Source organism: Rhodopseudomonas sp. NSM (assembly GCF_052445935.1).
Classification (GTDB): domain Bacteria; phylum Pseudomonadota; class Alphaproteobacteria; order Rhizobiales; family Xanthobacteraceae; genus Rhodopseudomonas.
In genome coordinates, this window is record NZ_JBQTCH010000002.1 from 711,848 (window position 1) to 733,833 (window position 21,986).

Below are 21,986 nucleotides of genomic sequence, written 5' to 3' on the forward strand. Positions count from 1 at the left end.
TGACCGCCAACTGGGTCAGCACGCACCTGCCCAAGAACTCCCCAGACGCATCGCTCGCCCTCCCCCGGTCGGGTACCTGCAGTGCGCGGTTCAGTTGCAAGTCCAGTTCATCAGTCTGACAGGCCTTTCTTCATCGCTGCAGCCTTCTTGGCCTCCGCGGCGTCTTCGGCATCGGCCTTCTTCAAGTCCTTGAGTTCGATCGTTACGGCGCCGATCTTGCCCGTGAACTTGAACGGCACCTTGTAGGCTTCGGTGACCGGGGTGCCTTCATCGGCGCCGACATCGGCGCCTTCGTCGGCGGAGTAGCCGCAGCATTGGGTGCGGTCGATCCGGCCCGTCGCGACGCTCTTGCCGTTGACAAACAGCGTGCCCACACCGCCTTTGCCGACTCCGTCGCCGTCATAGGCGAACTCGTAGCGGATCTTGGACTTTCCGACAGGCAAGGACTGCTTTGCTGCAATCGTGAACCTCTGCAGACCGAGGAAGTTGTAGGTGTAGGTCGGCTTGCCGTCCTTCAGATACAGGCTCCAACCTCCAAACCGCCCCGCCTGCGCGAGGATCACCCCGCTGGCACCGCCCTTCGGAATGTCGACGTCGGCCGTGATGGTGTGTGACCTATTCTTCGTATTGATGAAGACGTTCTCGGACATTCCGGTCATGCCCTCGTGCACAGTCAGCGACGTGCGACCGGCCATCAGGTCGGGCCGACCAACCATCGCCGGATTCAATCGCTCCAAAGTCCGGTCGTCGAGCGGCAAGACTGAGTATTTGACGGCTTCCGAGAGGAACAGCTCCTGAAGTTGTTTCAGTTTCGACGGATTCTGTGCTGCCAGATCCTTCGCGAGGCTGAAGTCGGATCGCGTGTCGTAAAGCTCCCAGATATCCTGTTCGAGCGGCCTGCGGTTCTTGGTTTCCCATGCGGCGCGGTGAATGGTTCCGGCTAGCCAACCGTCGTTGTAGATCGCTCGGTTGCCGAAGATCTCGAAATACTGCGTCGTGTGCGTGCTCGGCGCATCGGCGGCGGCGAAACTGTACGCCATGCTCACGCCCTCAATCGGGGTCTGCGGCGTTCCATTCACGCTCTTCGGCTCAGGAAGCTTTGCCGCCTCGAGGATCGTCGGCACGATATCTATGACGTGGTGCCATTGCGGACGCACCTCACCCTTGGCCGCAATCCCCTTGGGCCAATGCACCACCATGCCGTTGCGGGTGCCGCCGTAGCTCGAAGCGATCTGCTTCGTCCACGTGAATGGAGTGTCGCCTGCGACCGCCCAGCCTGCCGCATAGTGGCTGTAGGTCATCGGGCCGCCGAGTTCGTCGTAGTGCTTGAGGATGTCCTGAACGCCCTCCTGCACACCGTTGAAGTAGGTCATTTCGTTGAACAGCCCGTTCATGCCGCCTTCGGCACTCGCGCCATTGTCGCCGACGATGTAGAAGATCAGGGTGTTGTCGAGCTGGCCGGTCGCCTTGATGGCACCGATCAGGCGGCCGATCTCGGTGTCGGCATATTCCCCGAATCCGGCGAACACCTCCATCTGCCGTGCGAACAGTTTCTTTTCGTCGGGGCCGAGGGACGTCCAGTCCTTGATCGCCTCTGGCTTGGGCGCAAGTTTGGTATCCGGAGGGACCACACCGAGCTTGATCTGGCGCGCAAGCGTGTCCTCTCGCAGCTTGTCCCAACCTTGATCGAACTTGCCCTTGTACTTTTCGATCCATGCCTTCGGCACGTGGTGCGGCGCATGCGTGGCGCCGGGCGCGAAGTAGATGAAGAACGGCTTATCGGGCGTCAGCGACTTCTGGTACTGCATCCAGTCGATCGCCTTGTTGGTCATGTCCGTCATGAAATTGTAGTTCGGGTCCTTCGACGGCTCGACCTGTGTCATTCCATCATAGATCAACGGCGCCCATTGGTTGGTCTCGCCACCCATGAAGCCGTAGAACTTGTCGAAGCCCTGGCGCGTCGGCCATCGGTCGGTCGGCCCAGACGGACTGACTTCCCATGCCGCCGTCTCGTGGTTCTTGCCGAAATGGGCCGTGCTGTAGCCGTTCAGCCTGAGCATCTCGGCAACGGTGGCGACACTGTTGGGGCGCTGCCCGGTTTGTCCGGGAAACGTCGTCGCGGTCTCCGCGATCGAGCCGAAATTGTTCATGTGGTGGTTGCGGCCGCTCAGCAGGGCTGACCTGGTCGGCGAGCAAAGCGCCGTCGTGTGAAACTGATTATAGCGCAGTCCGTTGTTTGCGAGCTGGTCGACGGTCGGCATGGTGATCGGGCCACCAAACGCACTCGATTGCCCAAAGCCCATGTCGTCGATCAGGACGATCAGCACATTGGGAGCGTTGGCGGGTGCCTTGACCTCGAACCGTGGCGGCGGCGTCGCGTTCCGGGCATCAAACACCGTGCTGTGCGGGTACGTCGGCTCGGGGATGGGCAGCACGCTGCGGTCGGTCGGAAACACCGTGCCGGGCGCACCCGTCGTCTGCGCGCTCACAGGCATCGCCAGAAGAGCCACGAACGATAGTGTCGCGATCGCAGGAGCTAGACGCTTCATGGTAACGACCTCGGTACTGAACGAACAGGACGACAGGCCGATATCAACCTGTCTGGGCCGACGTGTTGTCGGCGCGACGCGTGCATCGGGACAACCGAGTTTGGAGCGCTGGTAGCACAGAGGACATGATCGAGATCAAGAACAGCTTCGTCGATCGCCCGCCATGGGCTTCACCCCAACTCTGTATTACCACTCTTCGATCTCACTGGGCCGCCAAGTCTTGTCGAACCACGGCTGCAGCGGACCATAGAGGCGGAATAGCGTATTCCAACCTTTACCGGGCACTGTCTGGACCCAATTGCTCTCCTTGCCAGGAGGCGCCTTAGGGCCGAAATAGACATCAACGGAGCCGTCCGGGTTGGTTGCAAGTTTCGGATCCTGACTGGTCGCAGCTGGCCAGCGCTGGTCGCTCTGCAGCATCGATCGGGTCTGGTTGTCGTAGACGATCACGGACCAGAATTGCTTGACCGGAATGTTGGGAGGTAGGTGGAGTCTGTACGTTTTCCCGCCGTCGAGCGGTTGGCTCTTGCTGTCGACGAACGCCCCCATGTACTGCGACCCTTCGCCGACCGTCTTCGAGTCCATCGCCGGGGTCACGCCCGTCGCGTAGAAGAAGAATGCAGAATATGCATCAAGGATGCGGGCACCGTTCTCCTCGAATTTGTAGCCGCCGAAGAACCCGGTGCGCCAGGCACTATTGGGATAATAGTAGCTCTCCTTGATCCGGAGCCGACTGTTGATCGCCCGCGCCGTCGCGTCACCGACAAGCGCCGCCTCCGTCAGAATCGCCTTCATCCGCGCATCAGGCGCAAATGGCTTGCCCTTTTGAATGCCGACCGACGCGTACAGGCCGAGCGTGACCGGATCGACGGAGTCCGTCGGCTCTTCCTGTACCACCTGGTTCAGATACTCCCAGAACGTATAATCGGCTGGCGCCAGCGTACTGAACGCCCTGCCGGACACGTGGACGAAATTGAGTTTCGGCGGATTGGCGGCGTCCTTCAGGCGATAGATTCGCGTGTGCTTCTCGACCAGATCGACGCCCGGCTTCGGGTCGCCGTCCACGAGAAACGAGCGCCATGGGACCCACACGCTGAATGTCGCAGGCCTCACGATGAAGTAGCCTTCGGGAGGGTCGCCCTTGTAGCCGGGCGGCAGAAGCAGATACTTGCCACCCTGCCCCTTGTCAGGGCCGACAAATCCCAAGTCCGTCACATAATTGTACCACATATCGTCGATTGCGCCGAGCACCTTGGGCGGTACCTCGAGGACCAGCGGTCCGTCGCGCAGATCAAGCCAGAACCAGGTGTAGGGCGTATTGTTGTTGGGTGTCAGGAACAGCGACTTCGAATCCATCCGGTCCTGGAAGATCGGCACCGTGAGATTGATCGGTCCTATTCCGGCAATCCCCTTGCGATTGGCCAGTTGGCTCACCGGTGCCAGGGCCAGAAGGTAGGCTTGAACGGCGCGCTGGAAATCCAGGTTGTCGTACAGCTTCTCGACCGTGGCATCGTCGGGAAAGCCATCGAAGAACTTCAACGTCCCGAGTCGCGTATCCACTTTGTCGGGAACAGCGATGCCCGAAGGGATGGGCGTTTGCATCTTGTACTGCTGCGCATCCACCGATTGCGATGAGCTCGCAATCAGCAGGATCGTTGCGAGGTATAGCCGAGTGAACTTCATGACATTTCGCCTATTCATGGTGGTCGCGGGGACGATGGTCGACGGGCACAATCGAACGACGCGCCCGAATTGAGGACTGATCGCAGCGCATTGCCCGTCAGCGACGACCGACGCGGTTGACGGGACCACCACGATTGGCGGGCGTTCCGGGACGTACGCCGACCCCGGCCGCGCCGACCCCGGGCGTCACGACGGCCCGCGCCGCAGGCCTTGGACGCAGCACTACTCCTGGCCTGACCACACAGCCCGCCGGATAGCCGACATATTGGCAATACACAGCGGCAGCGGCCGGCTCGGTCGCCACGGCCGCAAAGCCGACGACCAGCAACGACGATAGCGTGAGCGAACGTTTCATGCCGATTTCCTCGTCTGCAGGTGGTGGACCCTCGCCTTCGAAGACGACAGCCGACCCTGGTTTCTCAGAACCACGTCTGTCAGCGACAAACGGTTACGATACGCCCGTAGACGTCGACCGCCTGGGTACAGACGGGGGAGACCACCACCGACCCACCATAGACTGCCGCAGTCCCCACCACGGCCCGACGGGTCGTACGCCGCGCAACTCCAGCATAACTCATGGGAGTCAGCGGTCGGCCGATCCTCGCCTCGGCGGACGAGAGCAGCGAAGACGACGACTGCAGTGGAGACGTGCCATTCCACATCATCGCTGCGGTGCAGACACCCAATGACAGAGAGATGTGAAACAGGATCTTTGAAGTCCGGATCATTTCTCTGCTCCCGCCTTGATGCTGCCCTGCGGCACCTCGTCGATATCCGCCAGATCACCGATTGCAATCTTCTTGGCGGATGGATCGGGCTTGAACGTGAACGCGTCGGCAGTCACGTCTGATTTCCACTCCTTGATGCGCAGCGTATATTGCGGCGCCTCACCCACACCCTTGCTGGTGATCACATATTTCCGTGGAATCGGCCGCGCGCCGGATTCGATCCAGATTTGCCAGTCGGTTTCAGTGTTGCGGAATGCCAGATGATCGCATTCGACGCCGTCGATGACACCTTTGCCGATCACGCTGGCTTCGATGACATCGGCCATCAGGCTTTCGAAGACATTGGCGACCAGTAGATCGGCGCCGGGAGCCGCTACGCGGTGCTTTTCGCGGAGGCCATCAATCAATTCATCGATCGTACCGTTCGCCTCGATTTGGGCGTAGTCGTTGAAATCCTTGTTGTTCACGGTCGCCGTCTTGCCGTCGAACACCAGCTCGACATCCCGGTATCCGCCCGTTCGGGTCGCGCGAAGCTTGTCGGGACGGCTCAGCTGCACCTGACCAGAGCTGGTAAACTGGATTTTTTGCAGTTTCGATGTGATCACTTCGACATCTGAGTCGAATTTGATCGCGAGGGTCTTCTGGCTGCCGACATAGTCCGACATCGCCTTGAGCAGCGTTGCAGCGTCGACAGGTTGAGCGCTCGCTGATCCGGCGAACGCAACGCTCCCGACCAATGATGCACCGATTAAGATGCAAGCTCGTCGCAATAAATGGCGTGGCGTCATCATCGTATTCCCCCACCCGATACGTCAGTACTAGTGACTAATATCGCCGCCTGCCGCGACTAATCGACGACGACCGGCTGCAACAGTAGGGCGAAACAGACGCTCGAACTATCCGTTTTCTGCAAAAGACGACCTGACTCTCCATTTTGGAGATGATAAAGCCATGATGCCGCAGTGCCATCGTCGACCGGAGAGATTCTCCATGTTGCGCGACCTGCCTGTTCCGTTCGCTCGCATCGAAAACACGTTCGACGATGTGGATGCCATGGCCGCGAGCCCGATCGCATGGAATCAGCACTACGAGCAAATTGGCCGAGGTCGCTTCCAAGGCCGGTTGACGCAGTTCGTCTTCGACCAGTTCCAGTTCGCTCGCGTTTCATATTCATTAGGTGTGCTTCAGCGCGGCTGCGCGCCTGACGACGCATGGGCTTTCGGGTTGCCTCTCTCTGCTCAAGGCTCATTGCATGTTCGCCGGAGGCCGGTTGCTCAGGGAGAGTTGATTGCTGCGACATCTCAGGATGATGTCGGTTTCGCGACCACGGGATCCGCCGATATCATCGTTGCGGTGCTGCCAGCACAAGCGATTGAGCACTGGATGCATGTGCGTCGTGGCGCTGACGACTTCAACGTCCACCTACCGTCGCCGCGCTGGCACGTACCGACCGAGGAATTGAGCCGTCGTACGCATGCGCTATCGGCTCTGCTCGAGGAACTCGCCACCCACGCCGAGATGGAGCTGCGCGGCGCAGCGCCGCAGCTTCAGGAACGCATCTTTCAGATCATACTCGGCATGATCCCGTCGGCCGAAATCATCGAGCCGTTGCACAACCGCGCTCGCATTGCGCGACAACTGCTCGCAATTTTGAATGAGAGACTGGACGATCCACCAACGATCACCGACCTCTGCGTAGCAGTCAGTGCGAAAGAGCGCACACTCCATCTGAGCTGTATGGAAGCGTTTGGCTGGTCACCGATGGCACTGATGACGGATTTGAGACTCAACGCCACTCGCCGTGCCCTGCTGCGGCCTGACGGAGCCACGAGCGTGACCAGCGTTGCGGAAAGATACTCCTTTACCCATCTGGGACGGTTTTCGAATATCTACAGACGCAAATTCGGAGAACTGCCATCCGTCACTCTTTTGAGAGCGCGAGCCTGTTGATTGCATTGCTATTTGCAATCTCAGAAGCGGATTGAATCAAACAATTACATCTTCCGTTCCCCTGACTGAGCACTACCGCCGGGTGTGGTTGCCATCGTCGCCAAACCACAGCACCGCAGATACAGAGTACGTCACAGCGACTAGATCGCATGCCCTACAAGCGCGCCGATACCGGCGCTGGCAGCCATCGCGATGGCACCCCAAAAAGTGACTCGTAGCGTTGGCTTCACAATGCCTGCGCCGCCAATGCGTGCGCTGACGGCACCTAGCAACGCCAGGCAAAATAGAGAACCGCCAGACACGATGAGGGCCGTTGAACCCGAAGGTGCAAGCAGCACGATGCCGATCGGCAAAGCTGCGCCGACCGAAAACGTTAGAGCCGACGTCAATGCCGCCTGCACCGGCCGGGCGACGACATGGGCCGATAGCCCTAATTCATCTCTTGCATGCGCAGCAAATGCGTCCTTCGCCGTCAATTGCTCGGCAACTTTTCGCGCCAAGGCGAACTCGACGCCGCGACCAACGTAGATTTGTGTCAACTCGTCTAACTCAGACTCGGGTGTTTCAGCGAGCTCCTGGCGCTCTCGGGCCAGATCAGCCTGTTCCGTATCGGCCTGAGAACTTACCGACACGTATTCCCCGGCGGCCATGGACATGGCTCCGGCGACAAGCCCTGCGACTCCTGCCACCAGGACTTCGCTAGAGGCGGTAGCGGCTGCGGCAACACCTACAACCAGACTGGCAGTGGAAATAATTCCGTCATTTGCACCCAGCACTGCGGCGCGAAGCCAGCCGATCCGTTCGATGAGATGAGATTCACGGTGGATCGGATGCATAATCGACTCTTCCTAAGGACTAAGATTGCTCGGGATTGACGTCGCGCCGTTCCCAATCATAGTCCTCGAAAGTATCCCGTTCCGGTGTGCTGTGATAGGCCTTATGCGACGACAATCATCTCCCGGTCTGGGATCATCGTCGCTTCGCATCGGTCTTGGCAGGGAACGGAACCATCCGATATAGAACCGAATCTCGGAACATAAATCGATGTAGTAGAGCCGCAGCGGTGTGCACTCCGACCAACCATAACAACACAATGGCCAGAGCCTCGTGAACCTCCTCGAGCGAATGTACGAATGCGCGATTCGTCGATACCAGCGGCGGCAGGGTAAAAAGACCGAACACTTCGACCGCGCGACCCTTTGCCGCCATCATCAGCAAGCCTGTTATCGGTATTGCAAAGAGCACGAGGTACAGTCCCACGTGCACCACCTTGGCGCCGAGGCGCAGCAGTTGCGGTCCAGGCACCGACTGGAGCGTTGGTACCGCCAAGCGCCAAGTTAGCCGGATTGTGGTCAACGCCATTAATATCACGCCGATCGAAGCATGCAGATTGAGGAGCTGTACCTTCTCTGGGCCGCGTGGCATTTCCTCCATGACGAGACCGGCCACGAAGGCAATCACGACGATTAGCAGCGTCAGCCAATGGATCGATTGAGTAAAAAGATCGTAGCGGTCTTCAGTAGGCGGCGAAGCGATCTCGACCGCATTCGTGTAAGTCATTGCTGCACACCTCGGTTGAAGGTGCTTCATGATCACACGGCGGCCCTGACCAGTCGCTGACACACGCTCTCTCAGGGACGTATCCTGACCTTTCTTGCCATTCATTCGCAAGCTGTTTCGAGAGGTGTCTCTTCTCGTCTTGCTTCGATGCCGATAGTCTGCTCGCTATCGCAACCAATTTGCTGGGAGAGCTTCCATCATCGATCCCATTGTTCTCAACCTGGCGGTTGCCCTCGGAGTCGGTCTGCTGATCGGGACGGAGCGGGAGCGTCGCAAAGGCGTTGGTCCGTCACGCTCGCCAGCTGGAATTCGGACGTTCGCAGTTGCCTCGATTGTTGGTGCGATAAGCTTCATCGTCGGCGGCGTCACGCTGTTTGCCATTGTGACCGCTGGTGTCGTCCTTTTGGTTACGGCCGCCTACTGGCGTGTGCACGAGGACGATCCTGGACTGACAACGGAATTGGCCTTGATTGCGACCGTCCTGCTTGGCGGGCTGTCGATGCAGAAGCCAGAAGTTGCCGGCGGCATCGCTGTGGTACTGACCATATTGCTGACAGTGAAATCATGGCTTCATCGATTCGTTCGGACCTTGCTCACCGAAGACGAACTTGAGGATGCCCTGATCTTTGCAGCGGCTTCGCTTGTCGTCCTGCCGCTTGTGCCAGACCGTGCGATGGGACCTTATGGGGCGCTCAATCCGCACGCCATCTGGATCATCGTCGTCCTCATCATGGCGATCAGCGCCGGAGGCTACCTCGCAGTCCGTCTCCTCGGGGCGCGTTTCGGATTGCCGATCGCAGGGCTGGCATCCGGCTTTATCTCGAGCACGGCCACGATTGGTGCCATGGGAGCGCTGGCCGCCAAGTCCAGAGAGGCTCTCCCGGCCGCGGTTGCAGGCGCGGTGTTATCAACAATAGCGACGATTGTTCAGATGACAGTCGTTCTGGCCGCGACCAGCATTGCCACGCTGCAATCGCTTGCCGCCCCGCTACTCTGCGCAGGCCTCGCCGCCACTGCCTACGGCAGCACATTCACGATCCTGGCATTGCGGCAACGGGTGGACGGAGCTCCCCAACAAGGCCGCGCATTCAGCATCTCGACTGCATTGGTGTTCGCCTCCATGCTGGCTTGCATCCTGGTCGCCTCCGCAGCACTTCAGGATATTTTCGGCGAAAAAGGCACCTTCATCGCAGCAGCTCTCGCCGGCTTTGCGGATACGCACTCCGCCGCAATTTCAATTGCCGCGTTGGTGTCGTCGGGAAGAATCACGCCGGATGGTGCGATCCTTCCGATTTTGGCGGGACTTACGACCAACACGGTGAGCAAGATGATATTCGCGGCTATCAGCGGCGGATCGGCATTCGCTATTCGAGTGATCCCGGGACTGATCGTCGTCGCCCTTGCGGCATGGGCAGGCACACTCCTCGGCGTTAACCTGATCTAAGGCGCCCGGCAGCTCTGGCGAGAGTTTCGTGGTCACATAATAACGTCGATGACGAGAAGCAGAAGGCTGGATAGCAAGCCTGCGAACGGCACCCACCGCGGACAGATGAACGCACCTTCCGGCGGATTGTCATGTCTGTGCTTGATCCAGATGAGCGCGAGATTGACGATCGCAAAGATCATCAATGTGAAGCGCGCAGTCAACGCGGCCAGTCCCGCGAGCGGAACCGCTAGCGCGAGCGCAAGAATGGCGAAAATGCCGATCGCCGTCGCAAGTAACGGCGTATGCGTCAGCGGATTGAGCCGCGTCAGGACCTTCGGCAAATTGCCTTGATGCGCCAAGCCGTAGATCACCCGGGCGATCATGATCATATGCACGATGATGCCGTTGAGAGTTGCCACAATAGCGATGGCTCCCATCGTCACCAGTGGCAAACCGGTCAGCCGCTCGAACACGAGTGCCAGCGGTGCCGACGATTCTGCCAGTTCCTTCGGAGGCACCGCGGTTACCGCAATCCATACGACCAGCGCGTAGATCAGCGCTGTCAGGCCAAGCGTCAGAAACAGCGCGCGTGGCAGGGTCCGGTTCGGGTCCTTCATCTCTTCCGCAACATTGACGAGATGCTCGAAGCCGATAAAGGAAAACACCGCGATAAGTGCGGTTCCGCCAAGGCCTATCCATGCGCTCGCGTCGGCGGCGGACGGCCAGATTTCCGGCAATCGGGTGACGACGGTTGTCCCCTGCCCGAAACCAGCGATGATGATCAGCACCAGCCCGCCGATCTCGATCAGTGTCATGATTCCGGCAAAGCTGACAGACTGTACCGTGGCGAGACACGCCACTACACCCATGATCAGCACCACCCCAGTGATGATCCATGGCGCTTGAAACGGTAAGAACACCGCAACGTAACCGGCACTTCCGACGCTGATCGTGGCGGCAGAAATCGTCGCCGTGGCGACAACGAGAAGCCCGACAAGAAGGCTGAGCCATTCAGATCCGAAAGCGGCTTTGACATAGGCCGCCTCACTGGCGCTGACGGGCATCCGTGTTCCCAATTCGGCGAACGATGCTGCACTGAAGCCCATTACAACCGCGGCACCCATGAACGCCAGCGGGGCATGCATGCCGCTACGCCCAGCGGCAATCCCGACCAAAACATAGATTCCGGCACCAATGGTGACGCCAAGTCCGTACAGAACCGCATGCGTTAACGTCAGCGAGCGAACCAGTCGCGACTGTGACTCCGCAATTTTCAGGGACATGCCAAGGTCTTTCTCGCCGACCCATCAGAAGGCGACATCGTAACACGAAAGGACACTCGCTGGCTCAGGATTGGATCGGCCGCCGACGAGCAGCCGCAATTCAGCGCATGTCGAACAATTCCTGATGGAAACGCGATGTCGGCAGTCCTTGCGCGACCATTGCGAGACGCATCGAATCTCCAAAGCCGCTTGGGCCGCAGAACCAGACATCCGCTTGCTTCCATTCGGGCACCATGGCGGCGAGCGTCTCGATTGTAAGGCGGTCATTTTTCGATCCATCGACCAAATGGAAGGCTACTCCGGTTTGTTGAGCCAGTTGCCGGATCGGAGCCATGAATCCGCTATCTGGCGTACTGGTCGCATAGAACAGATCGATTGGACCGGTCCGGCTGACTCGGAGGAGTTGCTTCAGCCGAGCGATGAAGGGTGTGATGCCGACTCCGCCGCCGATCCAGATCTGACGGTCGCCGTCGCCCTGAAAATTGAACCGACCATAAGGACCTTCAACCACGACGCCCTGCCCGACATGCAGGCTGCCCGCTAGCGTCCGCGTGTAGTCGCCTATGCCTTTGATCGAAAATTTCAGCAGCCCGTCGTCGAGCCACGCGGACGTAATGGTGAAGGGATGCGCTGCCTCGGCATCGTCGAAATCCACGAAAGCAAACTGTCCGGCCTCATGTCCACGCCAGGCCGTCTCCAGCCTGACGCCTACGTCCAGCACCTGATTTTCATCGTAGAGCGAAAGTGTCGCAATCTGCCCCGCGGCCTTTCGTGAATAGCCAATCCGTCGAAACAGCGAGATCAGCGCGGCAGTCGTTCCGGTGAGCAATAAAAATGCCAGCACTGGACCGAGCGGCTTGGTCCAGTAACTTCGGTCGATCAGGATGAAAGCGTGAAACACCAGAACCAGATAGACGGCGGGCATCAGCCGATGCGTCATGTAGAAGTACTTGTAAGGAAACCGTTTCCACAGCGCGATCGCCGCTAGTGCGAGCAGAGCATAAAGTGCCCATTCGCCGATTTCAGCGGCCGGATGCTTGAGATCACGAAACAGGTTGAAGCCGGTTTCAAGCTCTTGCGCATGCGCTGGCTTCGGCGGGATCGAGAACAGGCCGATTTCGCTGATCAACGACGGTCCCTTTCGCAGCACCCAATGCATGATCGCGAATCCCAGCACTGAAATGCCGAGCCATTTGTGCAGGCGATAGAATTTGTCGAGACCACCCAGCGGCGTTTCGAACCAAACCGGCCGGGCTGTCAGAATGACGCCGATCGACATCAGGCCGAGCGCCAGCACGCCGCTGCCGTAAACCAGCGTGGTGCGCGTCGCCCAGAACCCCTGGTCGAAAGCACCGGGCGGAAGGCTGAGAAGCCACAAGCCGAGCAGCCCGCCGACTGCCACTGCAAGCGCGGTCGTCAATCGTTTAAACTGCATTGTTCGCCCTCGATCGGGTTGGTGGAAAGGACGAATAGCGGGCCGCCAGAAAGGAAGCCCGCTATTGCGAAGTCGCTAGTGAGAAGTCCTGCTCTCAATCGGAGCGGCGATCACGCGACCGATGAAACAGCGCTTCTCCGAACCTCTGCTTCTGCTGATCGTCGAGGGATGCATAGAGAGGCTGGGACGCATCGGCGAGCTTCTTCAGATCGTTGCCACGCTCGATCCGGTCGTCGCCATCCTTGCGCATTTGCTCGATCAGATCGGCGCTGCCCGCCTGGTTGGCGCGTGCAATCCGCCAGGATTGTCGGTGCTCGTCGTGCTTCTTCCAGACATTGACCAGTTCGGCCTGGACACCCGACCAATTCTTGTCCTGCTCCGGCGTGAGCCTCAGGTCCGCCTTGAGCTGGGCGGCACGGGCCGCCGCCCGATCGGTGAGCTGGCTCGCGGTCAATTCCACACGATCGGATCGATCTCGCGCCATTGCGGGCCCGATTGCCGCCGACCCGATCAACACAGCAGCGGTCGCCAGGGATGTGATGGTTCTTCGCATGGTGCAGTCCTTTTTTGGAGTTCAGTTCGTGCGTTCTTATTTTTCCGAGCAACAGCAAGATCAGCAGAATGACGACCACAAGGCCGAGACCGCCGCCGAGTATCCAGTGCCGTAGAAGGGCCCTCCCCCTTCGCCGCTGAATCCCCCCAGCAGCGCGATGGCGAAGATGATGAGAATGATTAATCCGACTGACATGACAGACTCCTGTCAGGCATCATTCCGACAAAAATCGGCAAGCCGGAAAGCGAGCTATCGATCAGTATTTCGGGCGTGACACGACGCGGCTCGCACGCCGTGCTCGTCGAGACTTAGTCATCGATGGTGTTGAGGATTGACCGCTCAGCAAGCAAGACCGTCACTTGCGACAATTTGCTTGGAACTCGATAGTTCCATTCTGGAACAACGAAATCACCGGGGGCGGACTTGTTGCGAGAAGGTCTCAAATACCCAGCCGCAATTGGCGAGCTCTGCACCAAGTTACGCGAGGCGCAATCCGTCACGACACCAACTTTATCGCTTATTCGAGCGGAAGCACTTCACCGTGGGCCGGTCAAATGTCGCCCGATATCAGCAACGCCATCGCGTCCGTAATCGAGCGTTCGTCAAAAGGCTTGGAAAAGAACCGGCTCCCGGTCGGCAGGCTGCTCTTTTCGAGAATGGCCTCGCCGGAGGCGACGATCAGTTTAACAGGTGGCCATCGATCGTGGATGTAGTGCGACAGTTTGATGCCGTCCATCGTCCCCGGCATCCGCACATCGGTAAATACGATATCAACGTCATTTCGCGCTTCAAGGATACGGATCGCCCCCTCCGCATCGTTCGCCTCCAGAGCTTCGTACCCGGCTGACAGCACGAGATCTACAGCTCCCATCCGAATGATCGTGCTGTCTTCGACTATCAAGACAACTGCCTTGCCATTGTTCATAAGGGACTCGGTTTGCTAAGCGGTGCATTAAGTGCGGAGATTCGACGGCGCATAGCTGCTAAGTCTGCGAAACGACGTCTTGGCTATCGGAATTCTCCCGATGGCTGATTGTGACGATCGTGCCGGGATTTGCGTCAACCGACGTAACCGTCCCCATCAGGTTCTTGGCGAGAGCCTCAACAATGCCGGTACCCAGGCCTGCCTTTGGCGTATCCCCGCCGAAAGGCATGCCGACGCCGTTATCTGAGACCGAAAGAGTCCAGTCGTTGCCGGACGAGTGATAGTCGATTACGATTTGACCTGTAGGTTGATCCGGAAATGCGCGCTTGAGGGCATTGATCACCAGTTCGGTGACGATAAGGCCGAGACTAACGGATACGCCCGCGCTCACCGTGGTTTCGTCGGCTCTCACCAGAATGGAGAGGCGGTCCGGATCATCGATCATGGACGCCCCCAGGCTCTGGGAGAGTTGCGAAAAGTTGGTCCGGAGTTCGACGGTTTCTCCACTGGCGGTGGAGAGCAGCGATTGACATGACCCGATTGTGGGCATTGCGCAGATGACCACGCGCTTCTTCGGACTGACCCCGACGCGCGCTCTGCATCAGCACGCTGGCAATGATCTGAAGGCTGTTCGCAACCTGGTGCTGCACTTCTTGCAGCAGGATTGCTTTCTCGCGAATGAGATCGTCTTTAAGCCGAGCCGCGGCTCGCTCGTCGGTCACATCGGTAACCGCCATCAGCAGCCGGACGTGATCCTTGTCTCCGTCATCAATCGTTCGAGCGTTGATGACAGGTTCCGAGCTTGCCGATGCGGCCTCTGAAGGTCGATTTCATAGGCTTCGATCTGAGCGCTTCCCGACGCTGTCGCCTTCAGCAGAGAAGCGAGCTTGGGCATCGCCCACTCACCGTGTCCAATTTCGCTGAGACATTTGCCGGTCACCGTCGCAGGATCGATCTCGAATGCCCGGCAGAACGACGCGCTTGCTGCGATGACTCGCTGCTCCTCCGAGAGGAACAGCAGCGGTTCGTGCGATGACACCACAACGGCAAGTGTGCTCGCTGCCTCGAAATGTTCGGTCGGGGTCGTAAGAATGTTTGGCCCTCAGGGGCCGGAGACTCGCGATGCGAATCATAGCTCGGCGAGAGCGCCGCCTTTCTCACTTGAAGGTTGACGCCCTATAGTACCCTATCATATGGGATGCAGAACAGCATCACGCTATGTAGCGACCTTAGGATCTTGGGCCTCTGGCGTCCGGTCCATGCTCGCAATCAGAATTCATTCCGATTCTCATTTGCGGATAACTCCGCCTGGATAGGCTTGAGCGGCTATGGTTCACGCGCCGCCTACGCCGCCGATACCCCGCGGCCCCGCGGCCTTTGCCATTTCAGGAAAAGACACCAATCATCTGATTTTTGGCCACTCCCAGTACGGCCTTCTGTTGCCCCGCTTTCATGGCCTCCACGGCAGTTCTCCCGCCAAGTTCGGGGTGTTCGGTCTTCAGAAAACGATAGACTGACCAAGGCTGCCGTCCGAGGACTTCGAACAGTTCGGATAAGCCAGGCAAAGGCATCCCAGCATCCGTGAGTTGCCAACTCGGATATCTCACGCCGCGGGTTGCACCTTGCAGTCCAAGAATCTCGCCCCGCCCTCGCCTGACGTTGACCGTCTCGTGAGAAGCTCCGATGAGAACACCGAAGTCGCTCCCGGTCAGCATGTCCTCGCCTTTCAGAATTTCGGCGATCTTGAGCCTTCCGCGGTCTCGGGCAGCTGACAGCGCTGCCTCCAGCGACGAGACATTTGGTGGAGCAATGGTGACGGGAGTTCCGATCGCTTTCGCACTGCCATCTGGCAACACCTCCACAATAAAGCGAATGGGTTGACCGACCTTTTTTGCCTTCTTCGCTCCAGCTGAGTACCATTTTAGAAACTCGAGGCTCGCACGCTTCTCGATCGATCTCGGGTTCGTTTTCGCCGAGGTCTTCGGCTTCTTTCCAAGCGCGACAACCCGGACGGCCTCTTTTCCCCGCCCCGAATTCACGAGCTTCTTGCTGCGCTTCTTTGATGCGCCCGCCCCTCGATTTCGCTTCCTCGTCTGTGCCACGGCGAGCCTCCGCCGGACAGCATGACGTCAAACGTCAACATTGTCCAATTCATCAAGTCCATCAGGTTGTTCGCCTACAGAGTCTGCCAGTCCGGGAGGACCGACGCAAGATTCAGTCGCCGAAGCGCCTGGTCGTCATGGCTGTCCGGGAACGTCGCCTGACTGGGCAGACGTTGACCCGAGTGACGCCGAGCGAGAATGCCGACTGTGCATGGGACATGGTCCGGGCGCACGTCAGCCGCAAGGCTCACGTCTATGTTGACGAGCACCTGGCCTATGACGAAATCTGCGGCCTTAATTCGCTCACCCGGGTAAACCATTCGGAGGCCTACCAGCATGGCTTTGGCGTGTCGACCAACATCATCGAGAGCTTCTTCTCTCGTGTCCGGCGTTCGTATCGCGGGATTCATCATCGGTTCTCGATGAAGTACCTCGACTGGTACGCCGCCGAACTAGCTTGGCGTGAAGATCGCCGGCGTGTTGGCAATGGAGGACACGTTCTCGATATGCTGAAGCGCACCTTGGCCCATCCGACGTCGCGCAATCTCTGCCGGTACTGGCAAGGAAACAAGCCGGACGATCTTGTGTGGACGAGTTAGGCAGCAACTCTCCAGAGAAATGCTCGGCCGTCCCCTTTAATCTGTTCAACCCGATTACGCTTCGCGAGTCCCGACAAGGAGATCGCGACTCTGTTGGCGAGCTCAGGCAATCGCGGGTCATCCTCTGGAATGACCTTCTGCAGAGCTACGCGGATCGCGCATTCATGAGAGGAAATTCGCGTTTGCGCCAGACGTAGGGTGTTGAGGATTCGGGCGGAAAGGTTTTCGTTGGCGAACAATCCGCCGAGGCACTGCCCGCCCTTCCTACCACGTTGAGCGGCAGCCTTCCGAGGCGAATGTCCCGGCTCGTAAATCTGAATAACTTTATCGACGGCCGCAATCTGCCTGTCGATCTCCGCAATCTGATCGATGAGCGCCTGTCGATCAGCCTTTAGATTATCCTGCTTGCGGCGCAGTTCGAGAACAACATCCATCAAAGACCCCAAATAAAGATGGGGCTATTGTGAAGACGGGCGGGTTGTTCGTCCGGTGGCGTTTGCTACCTAATGCCGGACTTCTCTGCCGTACACTTTGGAACGTCTCCTATCGCGCACATGATAAATAGGAAGATGTGTTCAACCAACGGTCTGAGACGATTCGAGATCGACCTCTCTCGACGTGAGATGGCAACCGACGAAAAAACGTACACCCGAAATGATATTGCGATCTACGCGATCAAAGCGTTGGACGAACGGGTATTGCAGCACGCTTTGCCATCACAGGACTAGCAGGACTTCGCGCTTCTCAAAGGTCTGGTCGCTGCGGTACCAGTGTTCGTAGACATCGCCAACCTTGTCCCCGTAGAAAGCTGAATGGATGCCGTATTCATTGGTATCCTTAAACCAATATCCTTCCATGGACTCAGCGATGTCGTGCAGCTTGTAGACCGCAAAATTGAGCGAATCGTAGAGCATTTCACCGTCTGGAATCTGAAAATCTGTTAGCTTGCTGGGCCGCGCCGCATCGTATTCCCGCACCGCCTGTTTGATCCGCTCCTTGAACTTTGTGTCCCTCACCTTTCTCGCATATCCGAGCAGATGCTCCTCCTCCTTTTCGCTGAGCATTGGCATCAACAGGCGCCACTCTTCCGACGCAGCACGCTGCAAAGAGTGAAATCTCACCAGGTTGAGGAAGTGATCCTCAATGGCTTCCGCGGTGCTGCGCTCAAGTGTCTCTCGATAAAGGATATAGGGGCGTGTACGGATGAAATCGAAGTCTTCGTATAGTGGGTACCGCTCGGTGAGGATCAGGAGTTGGGCCTCGCGAATCTTAGCGGCCGCAGCGAATAGCTTCTCCTGCTCGATCAGAGCCCGGCTGTAGACGGTGCAGTAGCGGTTTGGGTCAATCTCGATGAGATAATTGGAAAGCTCACGGGCATAGGCGTGCAGAAGGTTGCTGCGATCAATAGCCGACGCACGCATATGAACGGGGGTGTCTTGAAACGCCAGTTTATCCTTCGTGCGGAGACCATAGCCTGCCAGCACACCTATTGCTAAGATCAAAATATATCCCCAGTCCATATTGCTCCCCAAGCTGATATCGCGCAGCAGTTGCAGCATTGTCAGCCGCTCGCAAGACCACCTTCAAATTTGGAGACGTGTCGCATAGCACCGCTGGCGTCCACTCCGTAGACCAGCTCTGCAGTGCCCTGATGAATAGTTCCGAACGTTATGATCGCGCATCTTGATGGACGGTCCGGCACATCTGGATCACCGTTTCCTCTTTCGCGCCTTCTTTCTTATATCAGAGGCCGCAGGTGTCTTTGGCGAAAGGTCCTCCGCCTTGATAAAGTGGCCACGAAGCCATTGGAGCATGTAGCTCGACAGACCGGGGCGCCCCCGGCACAGAGAGATTACTGCGGTCAAGAGTGACCTCCAATCACCCTTCCGATGTTTAAGGAGAGCAGAAAGCCCGAGACCGGTCGCTGCTTGAGCCTTAGGTTCAGGAAAAAGTGGCGTGGGCGGCCACAAGAACTCAAGGAACTCTTCGAATACTAACATATGAGACTGCATATCCGCGTTTGGACCAGCGAACATCGTCAGAACAGATTTGAGGTTCGGAAATCCACTCTCGTCTTGTAGAGCGATCAAAAACAGCAATCCGCTGGTAACAGATAGATGCCCGTGCCCGTACGTTGCCAGACCAACGACGCAACTTGCGTAATCTGACGGACTCAGCTGGTTCATTTCGCAGGCGGCCGCAAGAGCTGCCTGAAGCCAAACGCCGTCACAACCAGTGGCAAACGATGCAATTTGACGGTATCGCATATCATCTGAAATAAGGACAAACTTGGAATCCGCTGCGAGAAGAGCAGCATCCAGAAAGCGACTTCCGCCCACCTTGAGAAGCAGCTCTGCATTCTCCGAAAGCTTATCAGGCATGATCACTGAGACCACATCGCAGTTCTCATCGATCATTTTCCGGACCCGCTCAAAATGAGCGATCTGCCTGTCGCGAAATTCGTCTGTGATCTCGTCACGATAGAAAATCCCGTCGCGATACTCGACGGTCATCTGCTGCTTCCCTCGGCCTTCCTCCGCACGTCCGAGCATCCGCTCGATCATTTCAATTGTGGCGCTCGGTGTCTGTAGCCTTCCGAAGAACGCCTTGAGAGCCGGAAGCGCTCTCGTATCGGCCGCCACCCAAGCAGTGTATGGGTCAAGAACCGCCCCCTTTCCTCGGTGACGCTTTGCCAACTGCACAGCATTAGTGAGCTCTTCCTTGTCGCCGCTGCAGGTGACAATCTGGCCTCCAAGCTGCAGAATGTACTGAGCAAAGCCGACGACCCCACCACCCTGCCCGCGAGCAGCGATAGCAAGCGGGATGGAGTTCTCCCTGTATAGGCGAACTCGATTGGCATTTTGCTCAGCGCGCCGCCGGATGACGTCCAGGACGGCGTCTACGTTTCCTTCGGCTGCATTGAAGCGGACGAGCCCTGGATTGTCTGGAAAACGAGTCTCAAACTCCTCCAAAACCCTATGATGGAGATGGAGGTATTTGCTACGTACCTCAATCATTGTCCAAACCAGCGAGGAGCCCACCCCGGGTCTTTCAAGTTCGACCGTTTGCCCCCTGGTCAGCCCTAGAAAGCGCGGCGCTATTCCAGAATTTGGCGAAAGCACCCTTATTCCGAAGAAATCGCCACCTTCATCAATGACAAAATCCTGCTGCTGACCATCGGAAGCCTTTATCGAGAGATGAGTTCCGACGCTTACAGATGCGGCTTCGAACATCGGGTTTGATTCAAGCATCATGCCCAACCCGGCATAGCCGAGAACCACGCCTGCGTTTTCAGAGTTTCCGCGAACGAGGTTATAGGCAACCGGATATGCTCGCTCTGGATGTCCGTTCATGGACACTTGCTGTGCGATTGCCATTATAAATTCTGGCGGGCCTACCAGACTTGGCAAATCGACTGCGTTCGACAATGCGAGAGCACCCGCTTTGTCATTCGAACGAACAAGAGCTTGCATCAGCCGCAGAACGACAAAAACATTCGTTGGATCTTTAACATGGAGACTGCGAAGGAGCTTTATCGCTTCGGGCAGCCGACCGACATCGACCAACACACTGGCGTGCGCTTGCTTGATGGTATCGATGTTGCGCAATTTGGGGGGAAGCTTGTCAAAGAAGGTGATGTTTCTCTGACGATGGGGGTGTTCATTCGCGTGAGCGACCGCCAGTCGTTCATAGTCGCGCTCAAACCCTTCTGGTGGAAGATGCCCGTCTAAAAGATCAATGACGCTCGTGGGGGCCTGCGACTTCTCGGCGAAGCTGGCTAGCATCAGCCTTGTTGCAATGTGGGAGTCGTTCTGTACCGCACCGACGGCCGCTTCGAAGGCGACCTTTGACAGATCATCAAGACCAAGGTGTTTCGCAACTTGCGCGATGAGGGTCAGGCCGCGCGGATTGTCTCGATTGCCTTCGATGAGGCTCGCGATCGGGGATGGATCGATTGCGCTTCCGTCGACAGGCTGTCCACTCTCCATGATCGGCGCCAGAGCAATTGCGGTCTCTACAACACGTTTCTCAACATCTGGAATAGCTCCCTTTTTGAAAAGATCAGCTACCCGGCCCCATTCGTTGTTTCCCACTGCGATAATCCCGGCGTGGAAAGCCAGCTCGGGATCATCAGGCGTCAATGAGATCAGCCGTGACGCGAGCTTCATCTGATCGAAGCTCATAGCAATCATAACCGCATTCCGAACGATATCGGGATAGGTAATTGCCTCATCGGCTATACGCTCTGCAAGAGCGACAGCCTTCTCTCGATCATGAAGAAGCCGATACGCGATCATCGCGTTTGCTAACGTCTGCGGCGCGTCATCGAGACGGCTCTTCAGACGCCACGGCTTTGCTTGCCAATCTGCGTCGAGGACCTCTGCGGCGTGCCTCAGCTGCTCGCGTTGATCGTCGCTATAGATCTGGGTGCGTTGGGCGGTCTCGTCCCGCAAAATCTCCTCAACATAGGAGGCGGCAGCCATGACCTGCAGGTGCTTAGACTCAGGATATCGTTCCAAGGCGGAACGGGTCCAGTTCCACCAAGCTGGACACTGGTTGCGGGCGCGCAGAAAGACGGCTTCAGCGACCTCTATTGGCTCTCTGTCTCGAAGAGCGTCTGGAATTCCTTCGAGCCCATCGGTTACGCTCGGAACGCTTGCAGCAATCTGAGGTAGATAGGACGCGAGAGCGTCGTTCTCTGGATCGGCAGCGAGCTTTTCTTTTCCGAATTTATAGGCTTCCTCCGCGTCTCCAGCGAGCCACAGCGCCAAGGCGCGGTTCGCGATCGCCCTACGATCTTCAGGAGCCTCTTCATAGGCGTCAAGTAACCATTTGACGGCTTGCTCCGCATCACCTTGTTCAAGGTGCTGAATGCCGATATTCGCCTTTGCCCGAAAACGAATTGTCGGACTTGCATCAGCAGGCAAGCTATCGAGGAAGCTCTGAAAAACCCGCAAATTGCTCTTTGGATCGGAGCTCTTGGCATTGTCTCTCAGGCGATCCAGTTGGTCGGAAAGATATTGTTCATGAGCAGGGACCGGAGCGCTATCAAGGCCACCCGAGAGATGCGGCACACCCCGGCTGTCCAAGACCCGATGCATCAAAGCTTCGAGCTGGCCAACGTCGGCGCCAATGTTGGTTGTGATTTGAACAACTTCTCCAGCGCTTGCGTTGATCTGTACGCTGCTGGAT

General features: G+C 57.8%; 17 protein-coding genes and 2 pseudogenes. 3 read left to right on the top strand and 16 right to left on the bottom strand.

Annotated features, from left to right (window positions below; translation table 11 throughout):
• Positions 1-110 precede the first annotated feature (110 nt).
• The 4 genes from ACTZWT_RS07580 to ACTZWT_RS07595 form a co-directional block, all read right to left on the bottom strand.
• The gene (locus ACTZWT_RS07580; RefSeq protein ID WP_444769043.1) at positions 111-2,549 is read right to left on the bottom strand and encodes an arylsulfatase; all 2,439 of its coding nucleotides are present in this window, start codon (positions 2,547-2,549) and stop codon (positions 111-113) included.
• 186 nt (positions 2,550-2,735) lie between these two features.
• The gene (locus tag ACTZWT_RS07585; RefSeq protein WP_444769044.1) at positions 2,736-4,232 is read right to left on the bottom strand and encodes a DUF1254 domain-containing protein; all 1,497 of its coding nucleotides are present in this window, start codon (positions 4,230-4,232) and stop codon (positions 2,736-2,738) included.
• Between the two features lie 97 nt (positions 4,233-4,329).
• Positions 4,330-4,587 (bottom strand): hypothetical protein, encoded by a 258-nt coding sequence (locus tag ACTZWT_RS07590; protein ID WP_119018715.1) that lies wholly within the window; start codon positions 4,585-4,587, stop codon positions 4,330-4,332.
• Positions 4,588-4,956: 369 nt separating this feature from the next.
• Positions 4,957-5,748, bottom strand: coding sequence for a DUF2092 domain-containing protein (locus ACTZWT_RS07595; RefSeq protein ID WP_234832247.1), 792 nt, complete (start codon positions 5,746-5,748; stop codon positions 4,957-4,959).
• A gap of 202 nt (positions 5,749-5,950) precedes the next feature.
• On the opposite strand from ACTZWT_RS07595, the gene ACTZWT_RS07600 reads away from it, so the two are divergent.
• Complete coding sequence (locus tag ACTZWT_RS07600) at positions 5,951-6,910, top strand: helix-turn-helix domain-containing protein (RefSeq protein WP_444769045.1); 960 nt, start codon at positions 5,951-5,953, stop codon at positions 6,908-6,910.
• A gap of 140 nt (positions 6,911-7,050) precedes the next feature.
• Here the strand turns inward: ACTZWT_RS07600 and ACTZWT_RS07605 are convergent, their stop codons facing one another.
• Positions 7,051-7,746 (bottom strand): VIT1/CCC1 transporter family protein, encoded by a 696-nt coding sequence (locus ACTZWT_RS07605; RefSeq protein ID WP_444769046.1) that lies wholly within the window; start codon positions 7,744-7,746, stop codon positions 7,051-7,053.
• 133 nt (positions 7,747-7,879) lie between these two features.
• Positions 7,880-8,470 (bottom strand): cytochrome b, encoded by a 591-nt coding sequence (locus ACTZWT_RS07610; protein WP_444769047.1) that lies wholly within the window; start codon positions 8,468-8,470, stop codon positions 7,880-7,882.
• 220 nt (positions 8,471-8,690) lie between these two features.
• On the opposite strand from ACTZWT_RS07610, the gene ACTZWT_RS07615 reads away from it, so the two are divergent.
• Entirely contained in the window at positions 8,691-9,914 is a 1,224-nt protein-coding gene (locus ACTZWT_RS07615; RefSeq protein WP_444769229.1) for an MgtC/SapB family protein, read from the top strand.
• Positions 9,915-9,946: 32 nt separating this feature from the next.
• On the opposite strand, the gene ACTZWT_RS07620 is transcribed toward ACTZWT_RS07615, so the two are convergent.
• The 7 genes and pseudogenes from ACTZWT_RS07620 to ACTZWT_RS07650 all read right to left on the bottom strand — a co-directional run bounded on the left by ACTZWT_RS07620 (position 9,947) and on the right by ACTZWT_RS07650 (position 16,194).
• Positions 9,947-11,179, bottom strand: coding sequence for an APC family permease (locus tag ACTZWT_RS07620; RefSeq protein WP_444769048.1), 1,233 nt, complete (start codon positions 11,177-11,179; stop codon positions 9,947-9,949).
• Between the two features lie 100 nt (positions 11,180-11,279).
• On the bottom strand, positions 11,280-12,614 hold the full coding sequence (locus ACTZWT_RS07625) for a ferredoxin reductase family protein (RefSeq protein ID WP_444769049.1): 1,335 nt from the start codon (positions 12,612-12,614) through the stop codon (positions 11,280-11,282).
• A gap of 94 nt (positions 12,615-12,708) precedes the next feature.
• On the bottom strand, positions 12,709-13,167 hold the full coding sequence (locus ACTZWT_RS07630) for a Spy/CpxP family protein refolding chaperone (RefSeq protein WP_444769050.1): 459 nt from the start codon (positions 13,165-13,167) through the stop codon (positions 12,709-12,711).
• Positions 13,168-13,204: 37 nt separating this feature from the next.
• Positions 13,205-13,362 (bottom strand): annotated as a pseudogene (locus tag ACTZWT_RS07635) (DUF3309 family protein); the annotation flags it as partial.
• A gap of 355 nt (positions 13,363-13,717) precedes the next feature.
• Positions 13,718-14,092: a response regulator gene (locus ACTZWT_RS07640; protein ID WP_444769051.1), complete on the bottom strand. Its 375-nt coding sequence runs from the start codon at positions 14,090-14,092 to the stop codon at positions 13,718-13,720.
• Between the two features lie 58 nt (positions 14,093-14,150).
• Positions 14,151-15,185: pseudogene (locus ACTZWT_RS07645) on the bottom strand (sensor histidine kinase).
• Positions 15,186-15,477: 292 nt separating this feature from the next.
• Positions 15,478-16,194 (bottom strand): hypothetical protein, encoded by a 717-nt coding sequence (locus tag ACTZWT_RS07650; protein ID WP_444769052.1) that lies wholly within the window; start codon positions 16,192-16,194, stop codon positions 15,478-15,480.
• On the opposite strand from ACTZWT_RS07650, the gene ACTZWT_RS07655 reads away from it, so the two are divergent.
• On the top strand, positions 16,155-16,793 hold the full coding sequence (locus ACTZWT_RS07655) for a transposase (protein ID WP_444769053.1): 639 nt from the start codon (positions 16,155-16,157) through the stop codon (positions 16,791-16,793). The two genes, ACTZWT_RS07650 and ACTZWT_RS07655, sit on opposite strands and share 40 nt — an antisense overlap.
• On the opposite strand, the gene ACTZWT_RS07660 is transcribed toward ACTZWT_RS07655, so the two are convergent.
• The 3 genes from ACTZWT_RS07660 to ACTZWT_RS07670 all read right to left on the bottom strand — a co-directional run bounded on the left by ACTZWT_RS07660 (position 16,790) and on the right by ACTZWT_RS07670 (position 21,895).
• Entirely contained in the window at positions 16,790-17,227 is a 438-nt protein-coding gene (locus tag ACTZWT_RS07660; RefSeq protein WP_444769054.1) for a hypothetical protein, read from the bottom strand. The genes ACTZWT_RS07655 and ACTZWT_RS07660 overlap by 4 nt on opposite strands.
• 282 nt (positions 17,228-17,509) lie before the next feature.
• Positions 17,510-18,352: a hypothetical protein gene (locus ACTZWT_RS07665; RefSeq protein ID WP_444769055.1), complete on the bottom strand. Its 843-nt coding sequence runs from the start codon at positions 18,350-18,352 to the stop codon at positions 17,510-17,512.
• 150 nt (positions 18,353-18,502) lie between these two features.
• Positions 18,503-21,895: a tetratricopeptide repeat protein gene (locus tag ACTZWT_RS07670; RefSeq protein ID WP_444769056.1), complete on the bottom strand. Its 3,393-nt coding sequence runs from the start codon at positions 21,893-21,895 to the stop codon at positions 18,503-18,505.
• Positions 21,896-21,986: the final 91 nt, after the last annotated feature.